Raw genomic sequence first — 17,756 nt, 5'->3', positions numbered from 1 at the left:
TGGGCGGGGCCGTTTGATCCAGGTCAACCTGCCCCTGGACGGTCTGTTAGTCCGCATCACGCTTTCTGACCTTGATCAATACGCCTGCCGCGCATCCCCCTCAGTGTGAACAGGGCCGTTCTTCGACCCCACTGTGCGCTGGAGCCCCCCAATGCTAGCTAATCAACACACCGCTGCTCTGATTGCCGAGATGGATAAAACCTCGCCCGCCGAGCATTGGCTGGAAAAACTGCACGACGGAACGCATGTGCTTATCCGTCCGTTGTCGACGCACGATCACCTGGGCCTGCTGCATTTTTTTCAGCGGTTGTCGCCGCTGTCGCTGCGGTTCCGGTTTTTGGGCGCGGTGACCCATGTCGATGCGAGCGCAATCGATACACTGCTGAGCGAGTCGGCGCAGATCAGCCGCGGCTACCTGGCCTTGATCCACCATGACGGCGAGTTGCAGGTAATCGGTGTCAGCCGCTATCGGCGCGCCACCGATCAGGACGAACAGTGCGATTGCGCGGTCGCCGTCGCCGACCCGTGGCTGCGCAGGGGCCTGGGCCGTTTATTGCTGGGGCATCTGATCGATGCCGCCAAGCGTGAGGGGTTTCACAAAATGTGCTCGACGGACCTGTCGACCGATTACCCGATTCATGGCTTGTACAAGCAATTGGGTTTTACCTCGGCCTATCTGGGCCGGGATTTTGATCGCATCGTTCACGAGCTGGAACTGTAGACGCGCACGCCGCCCGACCATTCACTGCGGTTCCAAGTGGTAACGCGATTGCACCAGGTGCGCGATCTGTTCCTGGGCATCCCGCAGCGGTACAGATGCATCGTTTTCAAGCAGACGGGTTTCGTTGGCCAGCACGTCGTCGCGGATCACCTCGCGAAACCAGTTGGAAAAGTCCCCGGCCTCGCGGTGTTGGCGGAACGCGGGATCGTCCAGGCGCGCAAGCGAAGACAAAAACTCCGCAAGGTTCGAGGCGCGCTGGTCAAGGCTGGGAAAGTAGAATGCATGCCAGGCGCCCACATCCCCGACCGCATACTTGCCGCTGTGGCGATGATGTTTCTGCTCGGGTTGCTGCTGCGCCATCAGCACCACGTCGCCGCCATGACGAACGTCCCACAGACAGAAATAGTCGGGCGCGGATGAGCGCGCCGGGAATTCGGGGCAGCGTCGCTGCGTATGCTGGGCGTAGCGTTGGACCAGTTCGCGGGCGGTGCTGCCCAGGGTCACCAGCACGTCTACCGCGTCCAGCAGCGACGGGCAGACTTGATCGAAGTCCAGGGCAACGATGATCGCCCCCATATTCGCCAGAAACCCCGGAGGCCACGCAGCGCAATGGGGCAGCATGTAGTGGGCCTCGTCCACGACCATCCAGTACGGGCGGCCGGTGCTGCTGCGTAGCTGCTGGATAAACGGCAGTAATTCGCCGAACAACTGCACGCGGGCGGCCGGGTCCAGAGCCAGGGTGCTAACCACCACGTTAAGCCGCGCCTGTAACAGGTGATGCAGCGACTCTTCGGTTGTCGGCGGAGTGGTCAGGCCACCGACCGTGACCGCACCGTCCAGCGACAGATAGTCGCCTTCCGGATCAATGATGCAGAAGCCCTGGTGGGCCTCGACCATGCGTTCTGTCAGCCAGGTCACGTAGCTCGACTTGCCGGAGCCTGAATTGCCGATTACCAGCAGCACCGATTCCGGCGGCAACCACACCTTGCGTGCATCGGCGGTTCGCCCCAGTTGCACGCCGATACGCTCGACCGGCACCAGCGCGGCGTCCTTTTGCAGCAGCATGTCTATCAGCTCGCAGACCCCGCGCCCGTGATCCTGGCTCAGGCAGATGTCCGCGCGGGCCTTGATTGAGTCGATCGCGTTGTTCACCGCCGCCGCACAACCGCAGATCGCGAGAAACGCGTGGTCATTTTCGGCGTCGCCCACGCCGACCACATTCAGTTCGCAGATGCCCAGCCTCAGCAACGCGGCACTCAGCCCCGAGGCCTTGTTCACCCCCGTCGGCAGGACCATGATCGCGTCCTTGTTGAACGTCATCTGCAGTTCCAGGCCCAGCTCGCGAATCGAGCTGATCACCGCGTCCTCGAACGGATGCCAGGTGGCGATGACGGACCTGCCGACGGACAAGGATGAAACCCCTTTGTCGCGCAGGCGCTCCACCAGTTCGGTCGAGGCCGAATCGGCGATGAGTTCCTCGGTGTCAGTGCGCGGGTCGTACAGGAGCGCGCCATTCTCCACGACCACCAGGTCAAACAGATCGAGCTGGGTAAAATGATGCTTGAGCGCCTGCAACTCCCTGCCGGTAATCAACAGCAACTTGCGACCGCTGGCCTTGAGGCTGGCAAGCGCTGTACAGACGTGTGCGGGAACATTGCCGTTTTCGGCAATGGTTCCGTCATAGTCGACCGCCAAGGCTAAGAAATGCATGTTCGCTCCATGACGGGTTGGGTTGTACAGGCCCGCGCTAAGAAGATGAAACCTTGCCATTGATTCCGGGCAGCGGCTCGCTGGGCAAAGGTTCCTTGTGCAGGTACTTTTCGAACCAATCGCCGGTCAGCCTGGCTACGTCCGCCAGGGTGCCCGGCTCTTTGAAAAGGTGCGTCGCGCCTTTGACGACCTCCAGGCTTTGCGTGCAGTGCAACGCCCGACTGGTCCGCACATTCAAGCGCAGGATCATCGGGTCTTCCGCGCCCACCACTTGCAACGTCGGCGCTTTGACCTCGCACAACGCCTGGGCGGCCAGATCGGTGCGCCCGCCTCGACAGACCACCGCCCGCACACCGCCCACGTGAGCCGCGGCGACCAGCACGGCGGCGGCGCCCGTACTGGCACCGAACAAGCCCATGGCAAGTCGGCGTAATTCAGCGTCTCGGGCGATCGCGTCGATGACCTTGACCAGTCGATCGGCGAGCAATGCAATATCGAAACGCAGCACACCGGTCAGGTTATCCCAGCGCTGCTCTGTCCTTGTCAGCAGGTCGATCACCAAGGTGCCCATCCCGTGGCGCGCCAGGTACTCCGCGATAAAATGGTTACGCGGGTTCGAATGACCGCCGCCACTGGCATGGACGAGAACGACCAGGCTTTCGGCGCCTCGCGGCAATCGCAGATCACCGGCCAATTCATAGCCGGTAAAGTTAAACTTTTTGTATTGGAGCTCAGATACTGCAACACCGCAGTGAGAGGCCATTAGTTGAATACCTTCGTATATAACCTTTTCGAGGGGCAAGGTACTTCAAGAGTGGCTTCATCTTTCTTTTTGATTGTTCGTCAGGTCGATGGATTGGGCATGAACGCCTATCAGGTTAAAACCGAAAAAAGCCCGGCCTGCTCTGTTGGATACACGACGATGACCTGAAGCCTCTGGGGGGTAAACTGCGCTTTTCCGGCAAAGCGTACTTGATAAATATCAAACGCACGCCCATCCACGTTTCAAATCGGACATTTGACGTGCAATACACCACTCGCCGACATGTCTACGGACAATCAGCCGTACAGTCGACGCAATAACCCAGGTAAAAGATGCGGCACGTCTTTGGCCAGTAACCCCGGGCCGAATTCGGCAGCGGCCACATCATGCAACCACACGCCCGCTGCCGCAGCCGGAAAGGCCGGCATGCCCTGGGTCCGCAGCCACCGAATAATGCCGCCCAAAAGCTCGCCAGTGGCGGCCGAGGGCACACTGCAATGGATCACGGCGCGGCCATCGGGGCAGGCAATCACCGTGTCACTGCCGCGATGCACAACCACAGCCGAGCCGTGCTGGGCAGCGGCTCGAGTGCGGGTCAGTTTGTCGCCGACGAAGTCGAACATCCGCCGAAATTCGCTCTCGTGAAGGGTCAGCACCTGCGTGGCATCCGCCGCAACGACCGCTGGGTGCCCCGCGACAGTATCGAGACCGGCTCGCGGTAAGTCGGGCAGCCACAACCCAGGGTGATTCTCAAATGCCTGGGGGACGATGGCGTCGAGCACCGCTTCGGGCGTGCCAATATCGGCCACAATCACTTCGCCACACAGATCGCGCCCCGGTAACAGCAGATGCCCCGGCTTTTTGCGAAAAAACGTCACCGTCAGCACCGCCGCCACCGCGCCCAACGACTCACCGCTATCGCCCATCACTCCGCTGGGCGTGTCGACCGCGACAATCGGCACCGTGCCACGGCCAGCCGCAGCCAGGGTGTCCAACACCTGCCCCTCCAGCGCACGGGCGAGGCCGGCGCCGAACATCGCGTCGACAATCAGCTCGGCCCCTTCAAGCACCGCGGGGCTCAGGGCTTGCACCTCGCCGGGCCAGCGCTGTGCATGTTGCCCGGCTTCGCCTTTCAGCGCGGCGCGACTGCCCCACATCGCCACCCGCACTGGCCAGCCCGCTTGCGCAAGCCGGTACGCGCAGACAAAACCATCGCCGCCATTGTTGCCCGGCCCGCAGAGCACCAGCAGCGGCCGGGGTGTCCAGCGCCGCTGGATTTCGCGTGCCACCGCCGCGCCGGCATTGCTCATCAACTCGAAAGACGACACGCCGGCAACCACCGAAAGCCGGTCGGCTTCCGCCATCTGGCGCACCGTCAGCAAGGCCGCCTGGCGCGCGCCGTTATCGAGGTCGGGACTCAACGTGTTCATGCTTTTCACACTCTCGATCGCTACTGAAGTCACTCACCGCCTGCGCGGTGACGTCGCCCCGCTTGGTTACCCCAAGCCTCTGACCGCCTCGATCATCTTGACCAGGACGGCCTGTGCATCGCCGTACACCATGTTGCAGTTTTCCGCATAAAACAGCTGGTTCTGAATACCAGCATAGCCCTTGCCCTCCCCGCGCTTGACCACGTACACGTGATGAGCCTTGTCCACATCGAGGATCGGCATGCCGTAGATCGGCGAAGCTTTGTCGTTGCGCGCGGCGGGGTTGACCACGTCGTTTGCCCCGATCACCAACACCACATCGGTGTCGGCGAAATCGGTGTTGATGTCGTCCAACTGGAAGATCAGGTCGTAAGGCACACCGGCCTCTGCCAGCAGCACGTCCATTTGTCCCGGCATACGCCCCGCCACCGGGTGGACCGCGAATCGCACAAGCACGCCATGGGCCTGTAACAACTTCACGAACTCATAGAGCTTTTGTTGGCCCTGTGCAACGGCCAGGCCATAACCGGGCACGATGATGACTTTATTGGCGTACCGCATGGCGACGCCGGCATCACTCGCCGCCGTCGGCTTGAGCTCACCCACGATCGCCGCGCCTTTGCGCACGGGTTGGCCACCAAATCGGGCAAACAACACATGCGCGACCGTGCGATTCATGGCCTTGGCCATCAGCAATGTGAGCAGCACGCCCGCGGCGCCGACCAGCATGCCGGCGATCATCATGGCCGGAACCTGCAACACAAACCCTTCCAGGCCGACCGCCAGGCCGGTGAAGGCATTGTAGATGGAGATGACCACCGGCATGTCGGCACCGCCGATGGGCAATGTCATCAGCACACCGAACAACAGCGCGCAGCCGAAGAACACACCGATCAACCACAGCACGCCGTTCAACGAACCGTGTTCGGCGTGCATGACCACCATCAGCCAAGCGCCTACGCATAGCGTCACCAGCATCAGCAAGGCGTTGATCAGTTGCAGGCCTTTCATGTGCAGTGGCTTGTTGATGCGGCCATCCAACTTGGCCCAGGCAATCAACGAGCCGGATAACGAAATCGCACCGATCAACGCGCCAAACAAGGTGCCGGCCAATGCGGAAAGGTCGAACACTCGGCCCCCGAACAACTCCATGGCGGCGATCGCGGCGGCAGCGCCCCCGCCCATGCCGTTGTATATCGCGACCATCTGCGGCATGGCGGTCATGGCCGCCTTGCGCCCGCTCCACCACGCTGCGCCACCGCCCAGCAGCAGCGCGACGAGCGCGAGGCTGACGTTGACAGGCAAATGTGGCCGGGCCGCCTCACTCACCGAAAATACGTAGAGAAAACTCACGATAACGGCGGCCGCCATGCCCCAACCGGCGACATGGATGCCACCGGCCGCCGTGACCGGCGAAGACATGCGCCACAACCCGAAAATCAGTAGAAAAGCGGCGAAGAAATACACCAGCCCTATCAGCCACTGCGACGTCATAATCAACATGGTCAAACCTCAAACCTTTTCAGGCTTCCGGGTGGCAGAGTGATGAGCTTTGCGCCGCTTGGGTTCCGGCGCGCTGGTCTGGAACATCGCCAGCATCCGGCCCGTGACGGCGTACCCGCCCGCGGCATTCCCCGCGCCCAGCAACACCGCGACAAAACCAGCCGCCTGTTCGGCCACGCTCGCCGCATCGAGCAGGCCGATAAGCCCGCCGATCACCACGATGCCATGGATAAAATTCGAGCCCGACATCAACGGCGTGTGCAGGATCGCCGGGACCCGCCCGATGATGACCCAGCCGGCGAACGCGGCGAGCATGAAGATATAAAGCCCGACGAAGCCAACACTGTTCATGAGGTCTTCTCCTGGGTTGCGGCATCCGCCGGGTTCAGCGAATGCATGAGTTTGCCGGCGTGGGTGAGTACCGTTTGCGCCAGAATCTGATCGTCCCAGTCGATGCTGATGACGTTGTTCTTCAACATCAGCGCCAACAGGTTGAACTGGTTTTTCGCATACAGCAGGCTGGCGTCCTGGCTCAACGATGAGGGCAGATTCAACGGCGCCATCAGGGTTACCCGACCGATCGTGACGGTCTGTCCGGGCACGCAGCCTTCGCAGTTGCCGCCGCCTTCGGCGCCAAGATCGACGATCACCGCGCCAGGCTTCATCCCGGCAAGCTGCGCGGCACAGATCAGGCGCGGAGACGGCCGCCCCGGCACTGCCGCCGTGGTAATGACCAGGTCCGCCTGTTGGATATGCTCCGTCAGCACTTGAGCGACTTGGGTTTTCTCTGCCTCACTCAGCTCCCGTGCATAGCCGCCCTTGCCTCGCGCATCGACCCCGACATCGACAAACTCGGCCCCCAGGGACCGCGCCTGTTCCGCGGTTTCCGGGCGCACGTCGTAGCCCTCCACCACCGCGCCCAGGCGATGGGCAGTCGCGATCGCCTCCAGCCCCGCCACGCCCAACCCCAGGACCAATACCCGCGCCGGCCCCACGATACCCGCCGCGGTGGTGACTTTTGGCAGGATGCGAGACATCTGCACCGAGCCCAGTTGGACCGCATAGTACCCAGACAACGCCGATTGACTGGACAGTGCATCCATCGACTGGGCCCGCGTGATGCGCGGCAGGCGCTCCATGGCAAAACACGTGATTTGGCGCTCCAGTAAACGTTGCACCAAGGCCGGATTCTTCTGCGCATACACAAAACACAGGAGTACCGAGCCGGGCTTCATCTTGCCTACGACTTCCAGCGAGGGCGCCTGCACCGCGAGAAGCACATCGGCCTCATGCAGCCACTGTCCGCCACTGGACACGAACAGCACATCCGAATAAGCAGCGTCCGGCAAAAAACTCGCTTCACCCGCCCCCGCCTGCATATGAAGCCTTGCCCCCAGCGCGCATAACTTCGCGCAGAGGCCAGGCACGAGGGCCACACGTCGTTCGTGCGGGTGGGTTTCTTTCAGCACAGCCACATTGACGTACATCGCGCGCTCCGTTGAAGGCACCCGCGCATGGCCGGGCACCCGGAATGTAAACAGGACAAGGCTTCAGACCGGCGCCTGAGCCAACACGTAACGCACCAGTTTTTTATTCACGAACTGCTGGATACCCATGTCGCCCAACTCGCGGCCATAGCCGGAGTCCTTGATGCCGCCAAAGGGCAACTCGGCATCGCTCCAACTGATGTTGTTGATGAACATCATCCCGGTCTCGACGCGACTTGCCACACGACGTCCCCTGTCCAGGTCACGTGTAAACACCGAGCCGCCCAGGCCGAAGTCGGAGTCGTTGGCCAGGGCGATCGCGGCGTCTTCGTCCTTGACGCGGAAAAACAGCGCCACCGGGCCGAAGAACTCATCCCGGAACGCCGGGTTTTCAGGGGCGATGTCGGTGAGAATGGTCGGCGTCATAAAGGCGCCGGGGCGATCGATACGTGTGCCCCCGAGCAGAACCTTCGCACCGTGATCGGTCGCCGTGCGAACCTGCCCGAGCAACTGCACCAATGCCGCTTCCGAAGACAGCGGGCCCAGGGTCGTCGCTTCGTCCATGGGATCGCCGGGTTTCAGCGCCGCGAGCCCGGCCTGAAAGCCCTTCAGGAACGTATCGGCGACCTTATCCACGACAATGAAGCGTTTTGCCGCGCAACAGGTCTGCCCGCAGTTGTACATCCGCCCCCAGATCGCCCATTTGACGGCCAGCTCCAGGTCGGCGTCTTCGAGCACAATGAACGCGTCGCTGCCGCCCAGCTCCATGGAAGACGGTTTCAGGTTCTGCCCGGCCCAGGCCGCCAGGCTGCGGCCCGCGGCGACACTGCCGGTCAGTGCAACCCCGCGAACACGCGGGTCATCGACCACCTGTCTGGACTGTTCATGGGAGATCGACAGGTTGGTATAAAGCCCGGCAGGCGCGCCGGCTTCGAGCAGGATTTGCTCGAAGGCCATCGCGCATTGAGGCACGCAACCGGCATGCTTGATCACCAGCACGTTGCCTGCCATCAAATGCGGACCGGCCACGCGAGCCAACTGATAGAACGGAAAGTTCCACGGTTCGACCCCGAAGATCACGCCGATGGGGCTGCTCTCCATGTGCGCCTCGCCTTGGCTCGGCTCCAGCGCTTGCGGGGCCAGGAAGCGTTCCGCGTTCTTGGCGTAGTACGCCATGATATCGGCGCTGAATTTGACTTCGCCTCGGGCCTCGTCGATGCGCTTGCCCATTTCCAGCGTGATCTTACGGGCCAGGGCATCGAAGCGCTGATGCATCAATTCACCGGCCTTCGCGATGATCGAGGCGCGCTGGGCATACGTTGTGTGTTTCCACGTCGCATAGCACTGCGCCGCAGCCGCCAGTTTGTGCTCCAGTTGCTCAGCCGTCAGCGTATCGAATTGTGCGAGCAACTCGCCGTTGTATGGATTGATCGTTGTATAAGCCATAACGGTTGCCTTCCCATGAGATTGAGTTAACCAACGTCAACCGGCTACCTTCAGCCGCCGTCCCCACGAACCGGCATTACGTTGGCCTGAATGCATTCAGCTGGCTAGCGTCGGAAACTACTTACGTCTGCCCCCTTGAGCCCGGGCCAAGGCCTGAAGAACGGGCACTCTAACGGTGCCGTCGGCGCACTTCGTTGGCGCAAAGCGCGGTGATGTGAACCGAAAGGCGGCCTGAACAAGGCGCTCAGCGTGAATGGCCTGCTGGCTCGCGATCAACCGAGCGGTTTAGAACCGTCGGGGCTCGGTAAATACTTACATAGATCAATTAAGCCGCCTTACAAACTGCATAGGATTGCGCATCAGGCAATACGACTTTGCGTCTTGTCAGGAGGGGTAATCATGCAAGTCAAGCAATCCATGTCGGAAGATGTGTTGCCACGTCAGGCATCAGGCCCGGCATCGGCCTACTGTCCCCTCCCCGCTGAACGGTTGGGCGGCATCGATCAGAAACTTCGCCAGACCGCGCAATTGGTTTCACTCATCGTCGGGCAGCTTGAGGCCTGTGAATTCGACCCCGCGACACCGGCGCGCAGGGTGCTTGAACAATTGGATGCCACGCTGGAGAAATTGTTGAGTCGATTCGGGCTCGACCAACCCGCCCCCGCGACAGACTATGATCGCCACGCAGCGGTGGATTTCCCCATACAGGCCCTCTTCAAGGCATTGGCTCAAGACTTTTTGCCATTGGCCGCCGCCCAGCGCCGCAACCTGCGGATCGTGCCGTGTTCGTCGTGGGTCAGGAGCCTTCCCGATTGCCTCAGGCAACTCTTGAGCGGTCTGCTTGCCAACATCATGGACAGTACCAGCACGCTACGCCTGACACTGGGCTGCAGGCGCCACGCGGAGTGGCTGAGCATCGAGCTGTGGTTCGCGGGCTGCAAAAGCCGCGACGACGCCTTGCGTATCGTGTCGATGCCTGTCTATGAGGCCTCGCTGCCGGGTGCCTGTGGCAAGCCTGCCCTTCGCTCGATAGCGGAGCTCAGCGCGATGCTGGGTTTACAGCTTCAGGTCAAAACCGCCGACGAACGCGCGACGCTGATCTCCATCAGCGCGCCGTTATCGCCGTCAGTCGTTCAGCCCGGCGCGCGCAGGCAACAGAACGCTCGAGCGCTGGGCATGGCTCGCACGTGCCTGCTGTTGATCGTGGAACCGGACGCACTGCTAGGCGATATGCTCAGTTGCGGTTTGGGGGCGCTGGGCTATCGAACGGCAGCGGTCCGCGATAGCGTCGCCGCGTTGGAATGGATCGCGCGCTCGGGCATTCAACCGGACCTGATCTTGACCGAGCACGTGCTCGAGCGGTCCTCGGACGGCGTCCAACTGGTGCAAAAGATTCGCGATCAATTCAGTCGAGCCACACCCGCGGTCATATTGACCGCCGAGACGAAAAAGCAGGTTTCCCAGTCCGCCCTGACCGCCGACTGCATGCTCCTTCGCAAACCGGTGAGCCTGAACCTGCTGCGCGTCACCCTCGCCAGTGCATTGAGTACACACACCGAAGTACACGCTGTTCACGCCATGCCCTCGTCGCGCCAACCCGTCATTTACGTGGTGGACGACGACGCCGCGCTGCGCAGCGACTTGCGCACGCTATTGGAGTCGGAAGGTTACCTGGTGCGCGACTACGGCGCTGCCGAGCAGTTTCTCGACAGTTATACCGCTGACCAACCGGGCTGCCTGATCATTGATGCGCGCCGCTCGGGCATCAGCGGGCTTGAGACGGTGGCCCGTCTTAAAGCACAGGGCGACGAGTTGCCCGTTCTGATGATCAGTTGCAACAGTCGCGTTGCCGATGTCGTCGATGCGATGAAGGCTGGGGTATGCGACTTCATTGAAAAGCCGTTTCGTTATCAGCAGCTGTTAACCAGCGTGAAGAAAGCGTTGGCCAGCCAAGTCGCAACCGAGAGTTCCCAGGTCCTTCGCAAGGCGGCGATTGACCATATCAACCACCTCACCGCACGGCAGCGCCAGATTCTGGCGATGGTGCTGGACGGTCATCCGAGCAAAAACATCGCTGCCAACCTGGGGATCAGTCAACGGACAGTGGAAAAGCACCGAGCGTCGATCATGAGCAGGACCGAAGCCAGGTCGATTCCCGAACTCGCCCGCATCGCCCTGGCGGCCGGCGAAAAAACACTCTCGGCGGCTGCCAATGACAAACGCAACGGGCTCATCGGCGGGTAATCGCGGACGGCTATGTCGAACCAGGCGATTCAAGGCCGCTGGGCGATACCATCAGATTGTCGACAACCTTCTGCACACCCGCAGTGCCCGATGCCGTCAACCGCGCCATATCCCGCTCCGGGAGCGATCCGACAACCCCCGAGAGCGTGACTTCCCCGCCCTCCACACGCACGTCGATAGCGTGGGCGTCGATGATCGCCTTGCGGCGAAACGCTGATTCGATATCGGTCTTGATGGTTTGTGCGGAGGCGTGGGCCTTGACGACGATATCGTTACTGATCCCCTTGATACCTTGCAGATAGCGCACTGCGTAGCCGGCCGTCTGGCGCTGATGCTCAGAATCTACTTCTCCGCTGAGCACCAGCCAGCCATCGGTCACGCTGACTTTGACGCGGTGGTCCGCCAGCGAGGTATTCCATTGCAATGCGGAAACGGCGGCCGCGACGAGATCGCTGTCGGTCCGCACATGACTGGAAGGCAGCACGACATCGATCTGGTTGAGCAGATCCACGACACCGGCGACATGTGCGACCGCCTGTTCCGCGTGCCAGCGCTCGGCGTGACTGGCGACATTGCCGGAAAGCGTGACGATGCCATCGGACACTTGAACCAAAATCTGATCGGCTTTGAGTGCCAGGTCCCAATTCAGTTCTTCGATCACCTGTTGCCTAAGCTTTTCATCGGTATTCATAAAAAAGCTCCAGAATTTTTCAAAAGTCTCAATCAGCCAAAGCGTATCCGGTTGCGATGTTTTTCAGCAGGTCGGAAAGTACCCATCCTTGGCGCGGGAGCGGTGATTCAGGCGCGTTTTTTGGCCCTAGACCGGCAAAGGCTGCGCGACCGCCGGCAGTTCGACACTGTCCCGATACTCCGGCACCGACACCGACCAGCCCAGTTCCTGGCTGATGCGCCGCCGCAGCACGTCCGAGGCGTTCGGCTCGCCGTGTACGACGTAGGTGTGTTTCGGCGCACGCTTGAAGCCGCGCAGCCACTGCATGATTTCATCGGCATCGGCGTGCGCGGACAGGGTTTGCATCGGCACCACCTCGGCGTTGATCGGCACGTCCTGGCCGTGGATACGCACCGACGGCACACCCGCGACAATCTGCGCGCCACGTGTGCCGCCGGCCTGAAAGCCTGGCACCAACAGGGTGTTGAGCGGGTTGGGCGCCAGCGCCTTGAGGTGGTGCAGCACCCGCCCACCGGTGGCCATGCCACTGGCGGCAATGATGATCGCGGGGGTGCGCTGCTGGTCCAGGTCAATCGACTGTTGCACGGAACACACAAAGTGCGTGCCATCGCACATACCCTGGCAGTCCTCCAGCGACAGCCGATGCTCAGAGCGAAAACGCTGGTACAGGCGGGTGACCTCGGTGGCCATCGGGCTGTTGAGGTAGATCGGCAGGTCCGGGATCGCGTGCTGTTGTTTGAGCCGATACAGGTGATACATCAGCAGTTGCGCGCGCCCCACCGCAAACGACGGCACCAGGGTGATGCCGCGCCGCAGCGCCGTGCGGTTGATCACGTCCGCCAGTTGCTGTTCGGGAGGCTCAGCGGGGTGTCGACGATCGCCGTAGGTGGATTCCACCAGCAGGTAATCGGTCTGCTCGATGGTTTCCGGGGCAAACATCAGGGGATCGTTTGGCCGCCCCAGGTCGCCGGAACACACCAGCGTAACGCCATCGGCGACAACTTCGACCGTCGCCGCGCCAAGAATATGCCCAGCGTCACGCAGCAGGATGGTCAAGCCCGGCGCGATCGCGACCCGGTGGTGCAGCTCGATCGGCCGCAGCAGCTTCAACGCACGCTCGGCGTCCTGTTCGGTATAGAGCGGCAGCGCCGGGTCGTGCTTGGAGAAACCATGCCGATTGGCGAATTCGGCCTCTTCTTCCTGCAAGCGGCCACTGTCGCGCAGGAGGATTTTCGCCAGCTCGCAGGTGGCCGGCGTGGCATACACCGGCCCGCGATAGCCGTTGCGCACCAGTACCGGCAGGTAGCCGCTGTGGTCCAGGTGGGCGTGGGTCAACACGATGGCGTGCAGGTCTTGAACCGGCAGCTGGAACGTGTCCCAGTTGTGCAGGCGCAATTGCTTATAGCCCTGGAACAGGCCGCAATCGATCAGTACGTGCAGGTCGCGATGCTCCAGCAAGTACTTGCTGCCGGTGACCGTACCGGCCGCCCCGAGAAATGTCATACGCATGGCTATGTCCTTGAGGTCTCATGGGATCGGTGGTTTCAGTCAACCCAGGGTGATGGCTTGACGATCATCAAACTGCAGGAGGTGCGGTTCAGCACACTCTCGGCGGTGCTGCCGATCAGCCGGTCAAGCTTGTCGCGATAGACCGTGCCAAGCACCACCACGTCGAATGCATTGCGCCGGGCGAACAAGCTGATCACTTTGTGCGGAATGCCGGTCAGCACATGTTGGCGTTCCTGCTCGACCCCATAGCGTTCGGCGAGCACATCGAAGGCTTCCACCTGCGCGTCGTTGACCGCCTCGCCCAAACTGCTATCCAGGCTTTGGGTCGGCACGCTCGTGGGGGTATCGCCCACCACCGACCAGTTGCTGACATTGAGCAGGTGCAGATGGGCATCGCACACATGCGCCAATGTCGAAGCCAGTTCGAGCACGCGCTCGTTCAGCCCGTATGTGAGTTCTTCGAGGTGCGACAGGTCAATGGCCGCGAGTACTTTCAACGGTTTGGGGTGCCTGGCGTCGGTGACCAGGTGCAGACAGGCCGGACAATCGCGCAACAACAGCCAATCCAGGGGTTGATGGAAGGTCCGGTCAAGGGCCGAGACATGCTGGACGTCTTTGATCACCAGGTCGGCGTGAAAGTCGTTCACATACGCCAGCACGTGCGCCAGGTTGGGTTTGGCCCACACCACTTCACAGCTGACCGCCAGCCCCGCACGCCGTTGAAAGCGCACTTGCTGCTCCAACCAGTGGCGATGGACCTGCAGGTAGCCTTCCCTGGCCTGGGCCATCGCGTCATGGTCAAACAGGCCGGCCACCTCCAGCGATGCGACATAATCAAACGCCACAATGTGCAACAACGCGCCGGTTGCAATGGCCAGTGCCTGGGCCCGGTCAAAGGCCGGGGTGCGTGTCATCTCCGAGGGTGCAATCAATAAAATACGTTTGAGTGGCAGCATTAGATACCTCGGCCTGGGCGCATGTAATCACCTGACTGCAACCCGACGTCCTAGCGAGCAGCGTGGTGCCCTGTTGTTGTGACTGAAAACCGTCGGTCAAGTATCTGGCGCCATAGGGCGCGCGCTCTGATCTTTGTCAACTAATGGCTGGCTTTCACACAATGAGTGAATCACTCAGGCCTTGTTGATATAGCTCAATGATTTTCCGTGGTTCGAGCGTAGAAACCAGTGACTGGCCACTCTCGGCCCGTCATCAGCCACGAATTCGATTGAGGACACCATCATGAGCGACTTGAGTTTGCGCAAAGCCATTATGGAAGAGCTTGAATTCCAACCGCAGATCGATGCAGCCAGCATCGGTGTTGCCGTGGAAAACGGCGTTGTCACGCTCACCGGACATGTCAGTAGCTATGAACAGAAGGTCTGCGCCGAGCGCGCGGTAAAAGGCATCAAAGGCGTGCGCGCAGTCGCCGAGGAGATCCAGGTGCGCCTGCACAAAGGCGCCGGTACCGCGGACGACACCATCGCCTCCCGCGCCCTGAGCATCATCAACTGGAGCGCCGACGTACCGGCGAATGCGGTTAAGGTCATCGTTCAGAACGGCTGGATCACCCTCGAAGGCCAAGTCGACTGGCAGTACCAGAAAGAAACCGTAGAGAAGGCGGTGCGCAAGCTGTCCGGCGTGCTTGGGGTGGATAATCGGCTGACCCTGAGCCCGCGGGTAGACATCGTCGATATCCGCAAACGCATCGAAGATGCGCTCAAACGCAATGCTGAAGTGGACGCCAAGGACATTCATGTCAGGGTCGACGGTGATGTGGTCCGGCTCGACGGCAAGGTTCACCTGTGGCGCGAGCGCAAGCTCGTAGAACGGGCAGCCTGGTCGGTGCCGGGCGTCACGCGGGTGGAAGATCACCTGCTGCTCGCCTGAGGTGATGCAGGCTCCAGTGCGCCGACTGGGGCATCCAACGTTTGTGTCTGCCTTGCGTGCCCTTTTTTGAGTCAAGGTCATGAAAAAGAACCATCAGTGGAACCTGTCTTACTTTCTGACCGCGTTTGTCGTGTTCACCGTTGTGCAGTTTCTATGGACGGAACACCGCGTGGTGCAAAGCATCCCGTACAGTCAGTTTCTGCAGTTGCTGAACGAGCAGAAAGTCAGCGACCTGCAGGTCGAGAAAGACCAGATCAGCGGCAAGCTGCAAGTGCCGATCGACGGCCATAACCTGTTCACGACGGTGCGGGTCGACCCGACGTTGGCCACCAGCCTGGCGCAGTCGGGCGCGAGCTTCACCGGGGTCACTGACAATACCTTTTTAAGCGGCCTGCTGGGTTGGCTGCTGCCTTTTATGCTGATCATGGTGGTTTGGCACTTTTTGTTTCGCGGCGTCGCGGAAAAACAGGGCCTGGGCGGGCTGATGAACATCGGCAAGTCCCGGGCCAAGGTGTTTGTCCAGCGCGACACCGGGATCACCTTCGCGGATGTCGCCGGCATCGACGAAGCCAAGGCCGAACTGGTGGAGATCGTCTCGTTCCTCAAGGACAAGGCCAAGTACGCACGGCTGGGCGCGCATATTCCCAAAGGCACGCTGCTGGTCGGTCCGCCGGGCACCGGCAAGACCCTGGTGGCCAAAGCCATCGCCGGCGAAGCCGGGGTGCCGTTTTTCTCGATCTCGGGCTCGGAATTCGTCGAGATGTTCGTCGGCGTCGGCGCCGCGCGGGTCCACGATCTGTTCGAACAGGCGCGCCAAGCGGCGCCGTGCATCATTTTCATCGATGAACTGGATGCCCTGGGCAAGATGCGTGGCGTCGGTGTAATGGGCGGCAATGACGAAAAGGAACAGACCCTCAACCAGCTCCTGGCCGAACTGGACGGCTTCGATCCCCGCGAGGGCGTGGTGCTGCTCGCTGCGACCAATCGCCCGGAGATTCTCGACCCGGCGCTGCTGCGCGCCGGCCGGATCGACCGCCAGGTGTTGATCGATCGCCCTGACCGCAAGGGGCGGCAGGCGATTCTCAAGGTCCACCTGCAGAAAATCACCGTGGACAAGGCCCTCGACAGCGAGCGCATTGCCGACATCACCACCGGTTTCACCGGCGCCGACCTGGCGAACCTGGTCAACGAAGCGGCGATTGTCGCCACCCGCCGTGGCGCCGACACGGTCGGCCTGGACGACTTCACCGCGGCCGTGGAACGCCTGATCGCGGGCATCGAACGCAAGAGCAGCGTGCTGCGCCCCGAAGAACGCCAGGTGGTGGCGTACCACGAGATGGGCCATGCACTGGCGGCGAGCCACCTGCCGGCCATGGACCCGGTACACAAGGTGTCCATCGTGCCGCGCGCCATTGGCTCGTTGGGCTACACGCTGCAGCGCCCGACGGAGGACCACTTCCTGATCAGTTGCCAGATGCTCAAGGACCGCATCGTCGTGCTGATGGCCGGCCGCGCCGCCGAATTTCTGATATATGCTCAGACGTCCACCGGGGCCGCCGATGACCTGGCCCGTGCGACCGATATCGCCCGGCAGTTGGTGACCCGCTTCGGCATGAGCGCCGAACTGGGGCAGTCGGTGCTGGAGCGACAAAACATGACCTACCTGGGTGAGCAGATGCAGAGTACGGGGCAGAAAGATTATTCGGAACAGACCGCCAGGGAAGTCGACCTGTGTATACGCGGCCTGCTCGACGAGGCCTACGCCCGCGCCAAGAGCCTACTCCAGGCACATCGCGCCGACCTGGAGGCCGGCGCGCACCTGTTGATGGAAAAGGAAAGCCTGACCCCAGAGGACTTCCCCGCGCTGCTGCCGATGAAACCCGTGCCGGTCGCCGCAGGTTGAGCGTCGCCCTGAAACCACGCACTGAGGCTCGCCATGCTGGCCGTCACGCTGATTAATACGCTGGTGGTCATCATCGCCGTGGTCATTCATTACGAATGCCTGTTGCGCCTGAACGACTGGTTGCCGCGGCTCAAGGTCTGGAGCCGCTTCAGGATGGTCATCGGAGTATTCGGTGCCCTGCTCGCCCACGCGATCGAAGTCTGGTGCTTCGCCCTGGTCTATTACCTGATGACACGCGACGGCGAGTGGGGCAGCCTGTCGGGCCAGTTCGATGGCTCGTTCATGGACTGCGTGTACTTTTCCTTCACGACCTACACCACCATCGGTTTCGGCGACATCACCCCCATGGGCCACATCAAGTTCCTGACCGGCCTGCAAGCGCTGACCGGTCTGGTGCTGATCACGTGGACGGCGTCCTTTCTGTTCCTGGAAATGCAGAAGTACTGGAAGAACAAGTAGCCC

General features: G+C 61.5%; 15 protein-coding genes. 5 read left to right on the top strand and 10 right to left on the bottom strand.

All coding sequences use genetic code 11. The annotated features are described in order from the left end of the window. Nucleotides 1–151 precede the first annotated feature (151 nt). On the top strand, nt 152–721 hold the full coding sequence (locus JN756_RS15315; protein ID WP_236255115.1) for a GNAT family N-acetyltransferase: 570 nt from the start codon (nt 152–154) through the stop codon (nt 719–721). Nucleotides 722–742: 21 nt separating this feature from the next. On the opposite strand, the gene JN756_RS15310 is transcribed toward JN756_RS15315, so the two are convergent. The 7 genes from JN756_RS15310 to JN756_RS15280 all read right to left on the bottom strand — a co-directional run bounded on the left by JN756_RS15310 (nt 743) and on the right by JN756_RS15280 (nt 9,060). Then, the gene (locus JN756_RS15310) at nt 743–2,431 is read right to left on the bottom strand and encodes an HAD family hydrolase (protein ID WP_201022234.1); all 1,689 of its coding nucleotides are present in this window, start codon (nt 2,429–2,431) and stop codon (nt 743–745) included. 37 nt (nt 2,432–2,468) lie between these two features. Continuing rightward, a complete protein-coding gene (locus JN756_RS15305; protein ID WP_177033227.1) occupies nt 2,469–3,194 on the bottom strand; it encodes a dienelactone hydrolase family protein in 726 nt (241 codons plus the stop codon). A gap of 296 nt (nt 3,195–3,490) precedes the next feature. Next, nucleotides 3,491–4,624, bottom strand: a complete 1,134-nt coding sequence (locus JN756_RS15300; protein ID WP_201022233.1) for an NAD(P)H-hydrate epimerase — start codon at nt 4,622–4,624, stop codon at nt 3,491–3,493. A 66-nt stretch (nt 4,625–4,690) separates the two neighbouring features. Beyond that, entirely contained in the window at nt 4,691–6,127 is a 1,437-nt protein-coding gene (locus JN756_RS15295) for an NAD(P)(+) transhydrogenase (Re/Si-specific) subunit beta (RefSeq protein ID WP_201022232.1), read from the bottom strand. Between the two features lie 9 nt (nt 6,128–6,136). Next, nucleotides 6,137–6,478 carry an NAD(P) transhydrogenase subunit alpha part 2 gene (locus tag JN756_RS15290; RefSeq protein WP_017845766.1) on the bottom strand — a complete coding sequence of 114 codons (342 nt, stop codon included), beginning with the start codon at nt 6,476–6,478 and terminating at the stop codon, nt 6,137–6,139. Further along, entirely contained in the window at nt 6,475–7,614 is a 1,140-nt protein-coding gene (locus tag JN756_RS15285; protein WP_201022231.1) for an NAD(P) transhydrogenase subunit alpha, read from the bottom strand. The genes JN756_RS15290 and JN756_RS15285 overlap by 4 nt, the downstream gene beginning before the upstream one ends. Nucleotides 7,615–7,677: 63 nt before the next feature. Continuing rightward, the gene (locus tag JN756_RS15280; protein ID WP_177033214.1) at nt 7,678–9,060 is read right to left on the bottom strand and encodes an NAD-dependent succinate-semialdehyde dehydrogenase; all 1,383 of its coding nucleotides are present in this window, start codon (nt 9,058–9,060) and stop codon (nt 7,678–7,680) included. Between the two features lie 399 nt (nt 9,061–9,459). Between JN756_RS15280 and JN756_RS15275 the strand changes: the two genes are divergently transcribed. Continuing rightward, nucleotides 9,460–11,304 carry a response regulator gene (locus JN756_RS15275; protein WP_201022230.1) on the top strand — a complete coding sequence of 615 codons (1,845 nt, stop codon included), beginning with the start codon at nt 9,460–9,462 and terminating at the stop codon, nt 11,302–11,304. A 10-nt stretch (nt 11,305–11,314) separates the two neighbouring features. Here the strand turns inward: JN756_RS15275 and JN756_RS15270 are convergent, their stop codons facing one another. The 3 genes from JN756_RS15270 to JN756_RS15260 all read right to left on the bottom strand — a co-directional run bounded on the left by JN756_RS15270 (nt 11,315) and on the right by JN756_RS15260 (nt 14,460). Then, nucleotides 11,315–11,995, bottom strand: coding sequence for a BON domain-containing protein (locus JN756_RS15270; RefSeq protein ID WP_017845762.1), 681 nt, complete (start codon nt 11,993–11,995; stop codon nt 11,315–11,317). 126 nt (nt 11,996–12,121) lie between these two features. After that, complete coding sequence (locus tag JN756_RS15265; protein ID WP_046383383.1) at nt 12,122–13,504, bottom strand: MBL fold metallo-hydrolase RNA specificity domain-containing protein; 1,383 nt, start codon at nt 13,502–13,504, stop codon at nt 12,122–12,124. A gap of 35 nt (nt 13,505–13,539) precedes the next feature. Continuing rightward, complete coding sequence (locus JN756_RS15260; protein WP_057004087.1) at nt 13,540–14,460, bottom strand: universal stress protein; 921 nt, start codon at nt 14,458–14,460, stop codon at nt 13,540–13,542. A 283-nt stretch (nt 14,461–14,743) separates the two neighbouring features. Between JN756_RS15260 and JN756_RS15255 the strand changes: the two genes are divergently transcribed. The 3 genes from JN756_RS15255 (at nt 14,744) to JN756_RS15245 (ending at nt 17,753) form a co-directional block, all read left to right on the top strand. Beyond that, on the top strand, nt 14,744–15,391 hold the full coding sequence (locus JN756_RS15255; RefSeq protein ID WP_017845759.1) for a BON domain-containing protein: 648 nt from the start codon (nt 14,744–14,746) through the stop codon (nt 15,389–15,391). A gap of 79 nt (nt 15,392–15,470) precedes the next feature. Continuing rightward, nucleotides 15,471–17,294: an ATP-dependent zinc metalloprotease FtsH gene (gene ftsH / locus JN756_RS15250; RefSeq protein ID WP_057004085.1), complete on the top strand. Its 1,824-nt coding sequence runs from the start codon at nt 15,471–15,473 to the stop codon at nt 17,292–17,294. Nucleotides 17,295–17,327: 33 nt separating this feature from the next. Then, nucleotides 17,328–17,753 carry a potassium channel family protein gene (locus JN756_RS15245; RefSeq protein ID WP_046383380.1) on the top strand — a complete coding sequence of 142 codons (426 nt, stop codon included), beginning with the start codon at nt 17,328–17,330 and terminating at the stop codon, nt 17,751–17,753. Nucleotides 17,754–17,756: the final 3 nt, after the last annotated feature.

Origin of the sequence: Pseudomonas sp. Y39-6 (assembly GCF_023651955.1) — a bacterium.
Lineage (GTDB): Bacteria > Pseudomonadota > Gammaproteobacteria > Pseudomonadales > Pseudomonadaceae > Aquipseudomonas > Aquipseudomonas veronii.
Note: the sequence above shows the minus strand (reverse complement) of the source record. Positions and strands in the feature narration are given on the sequence as shown.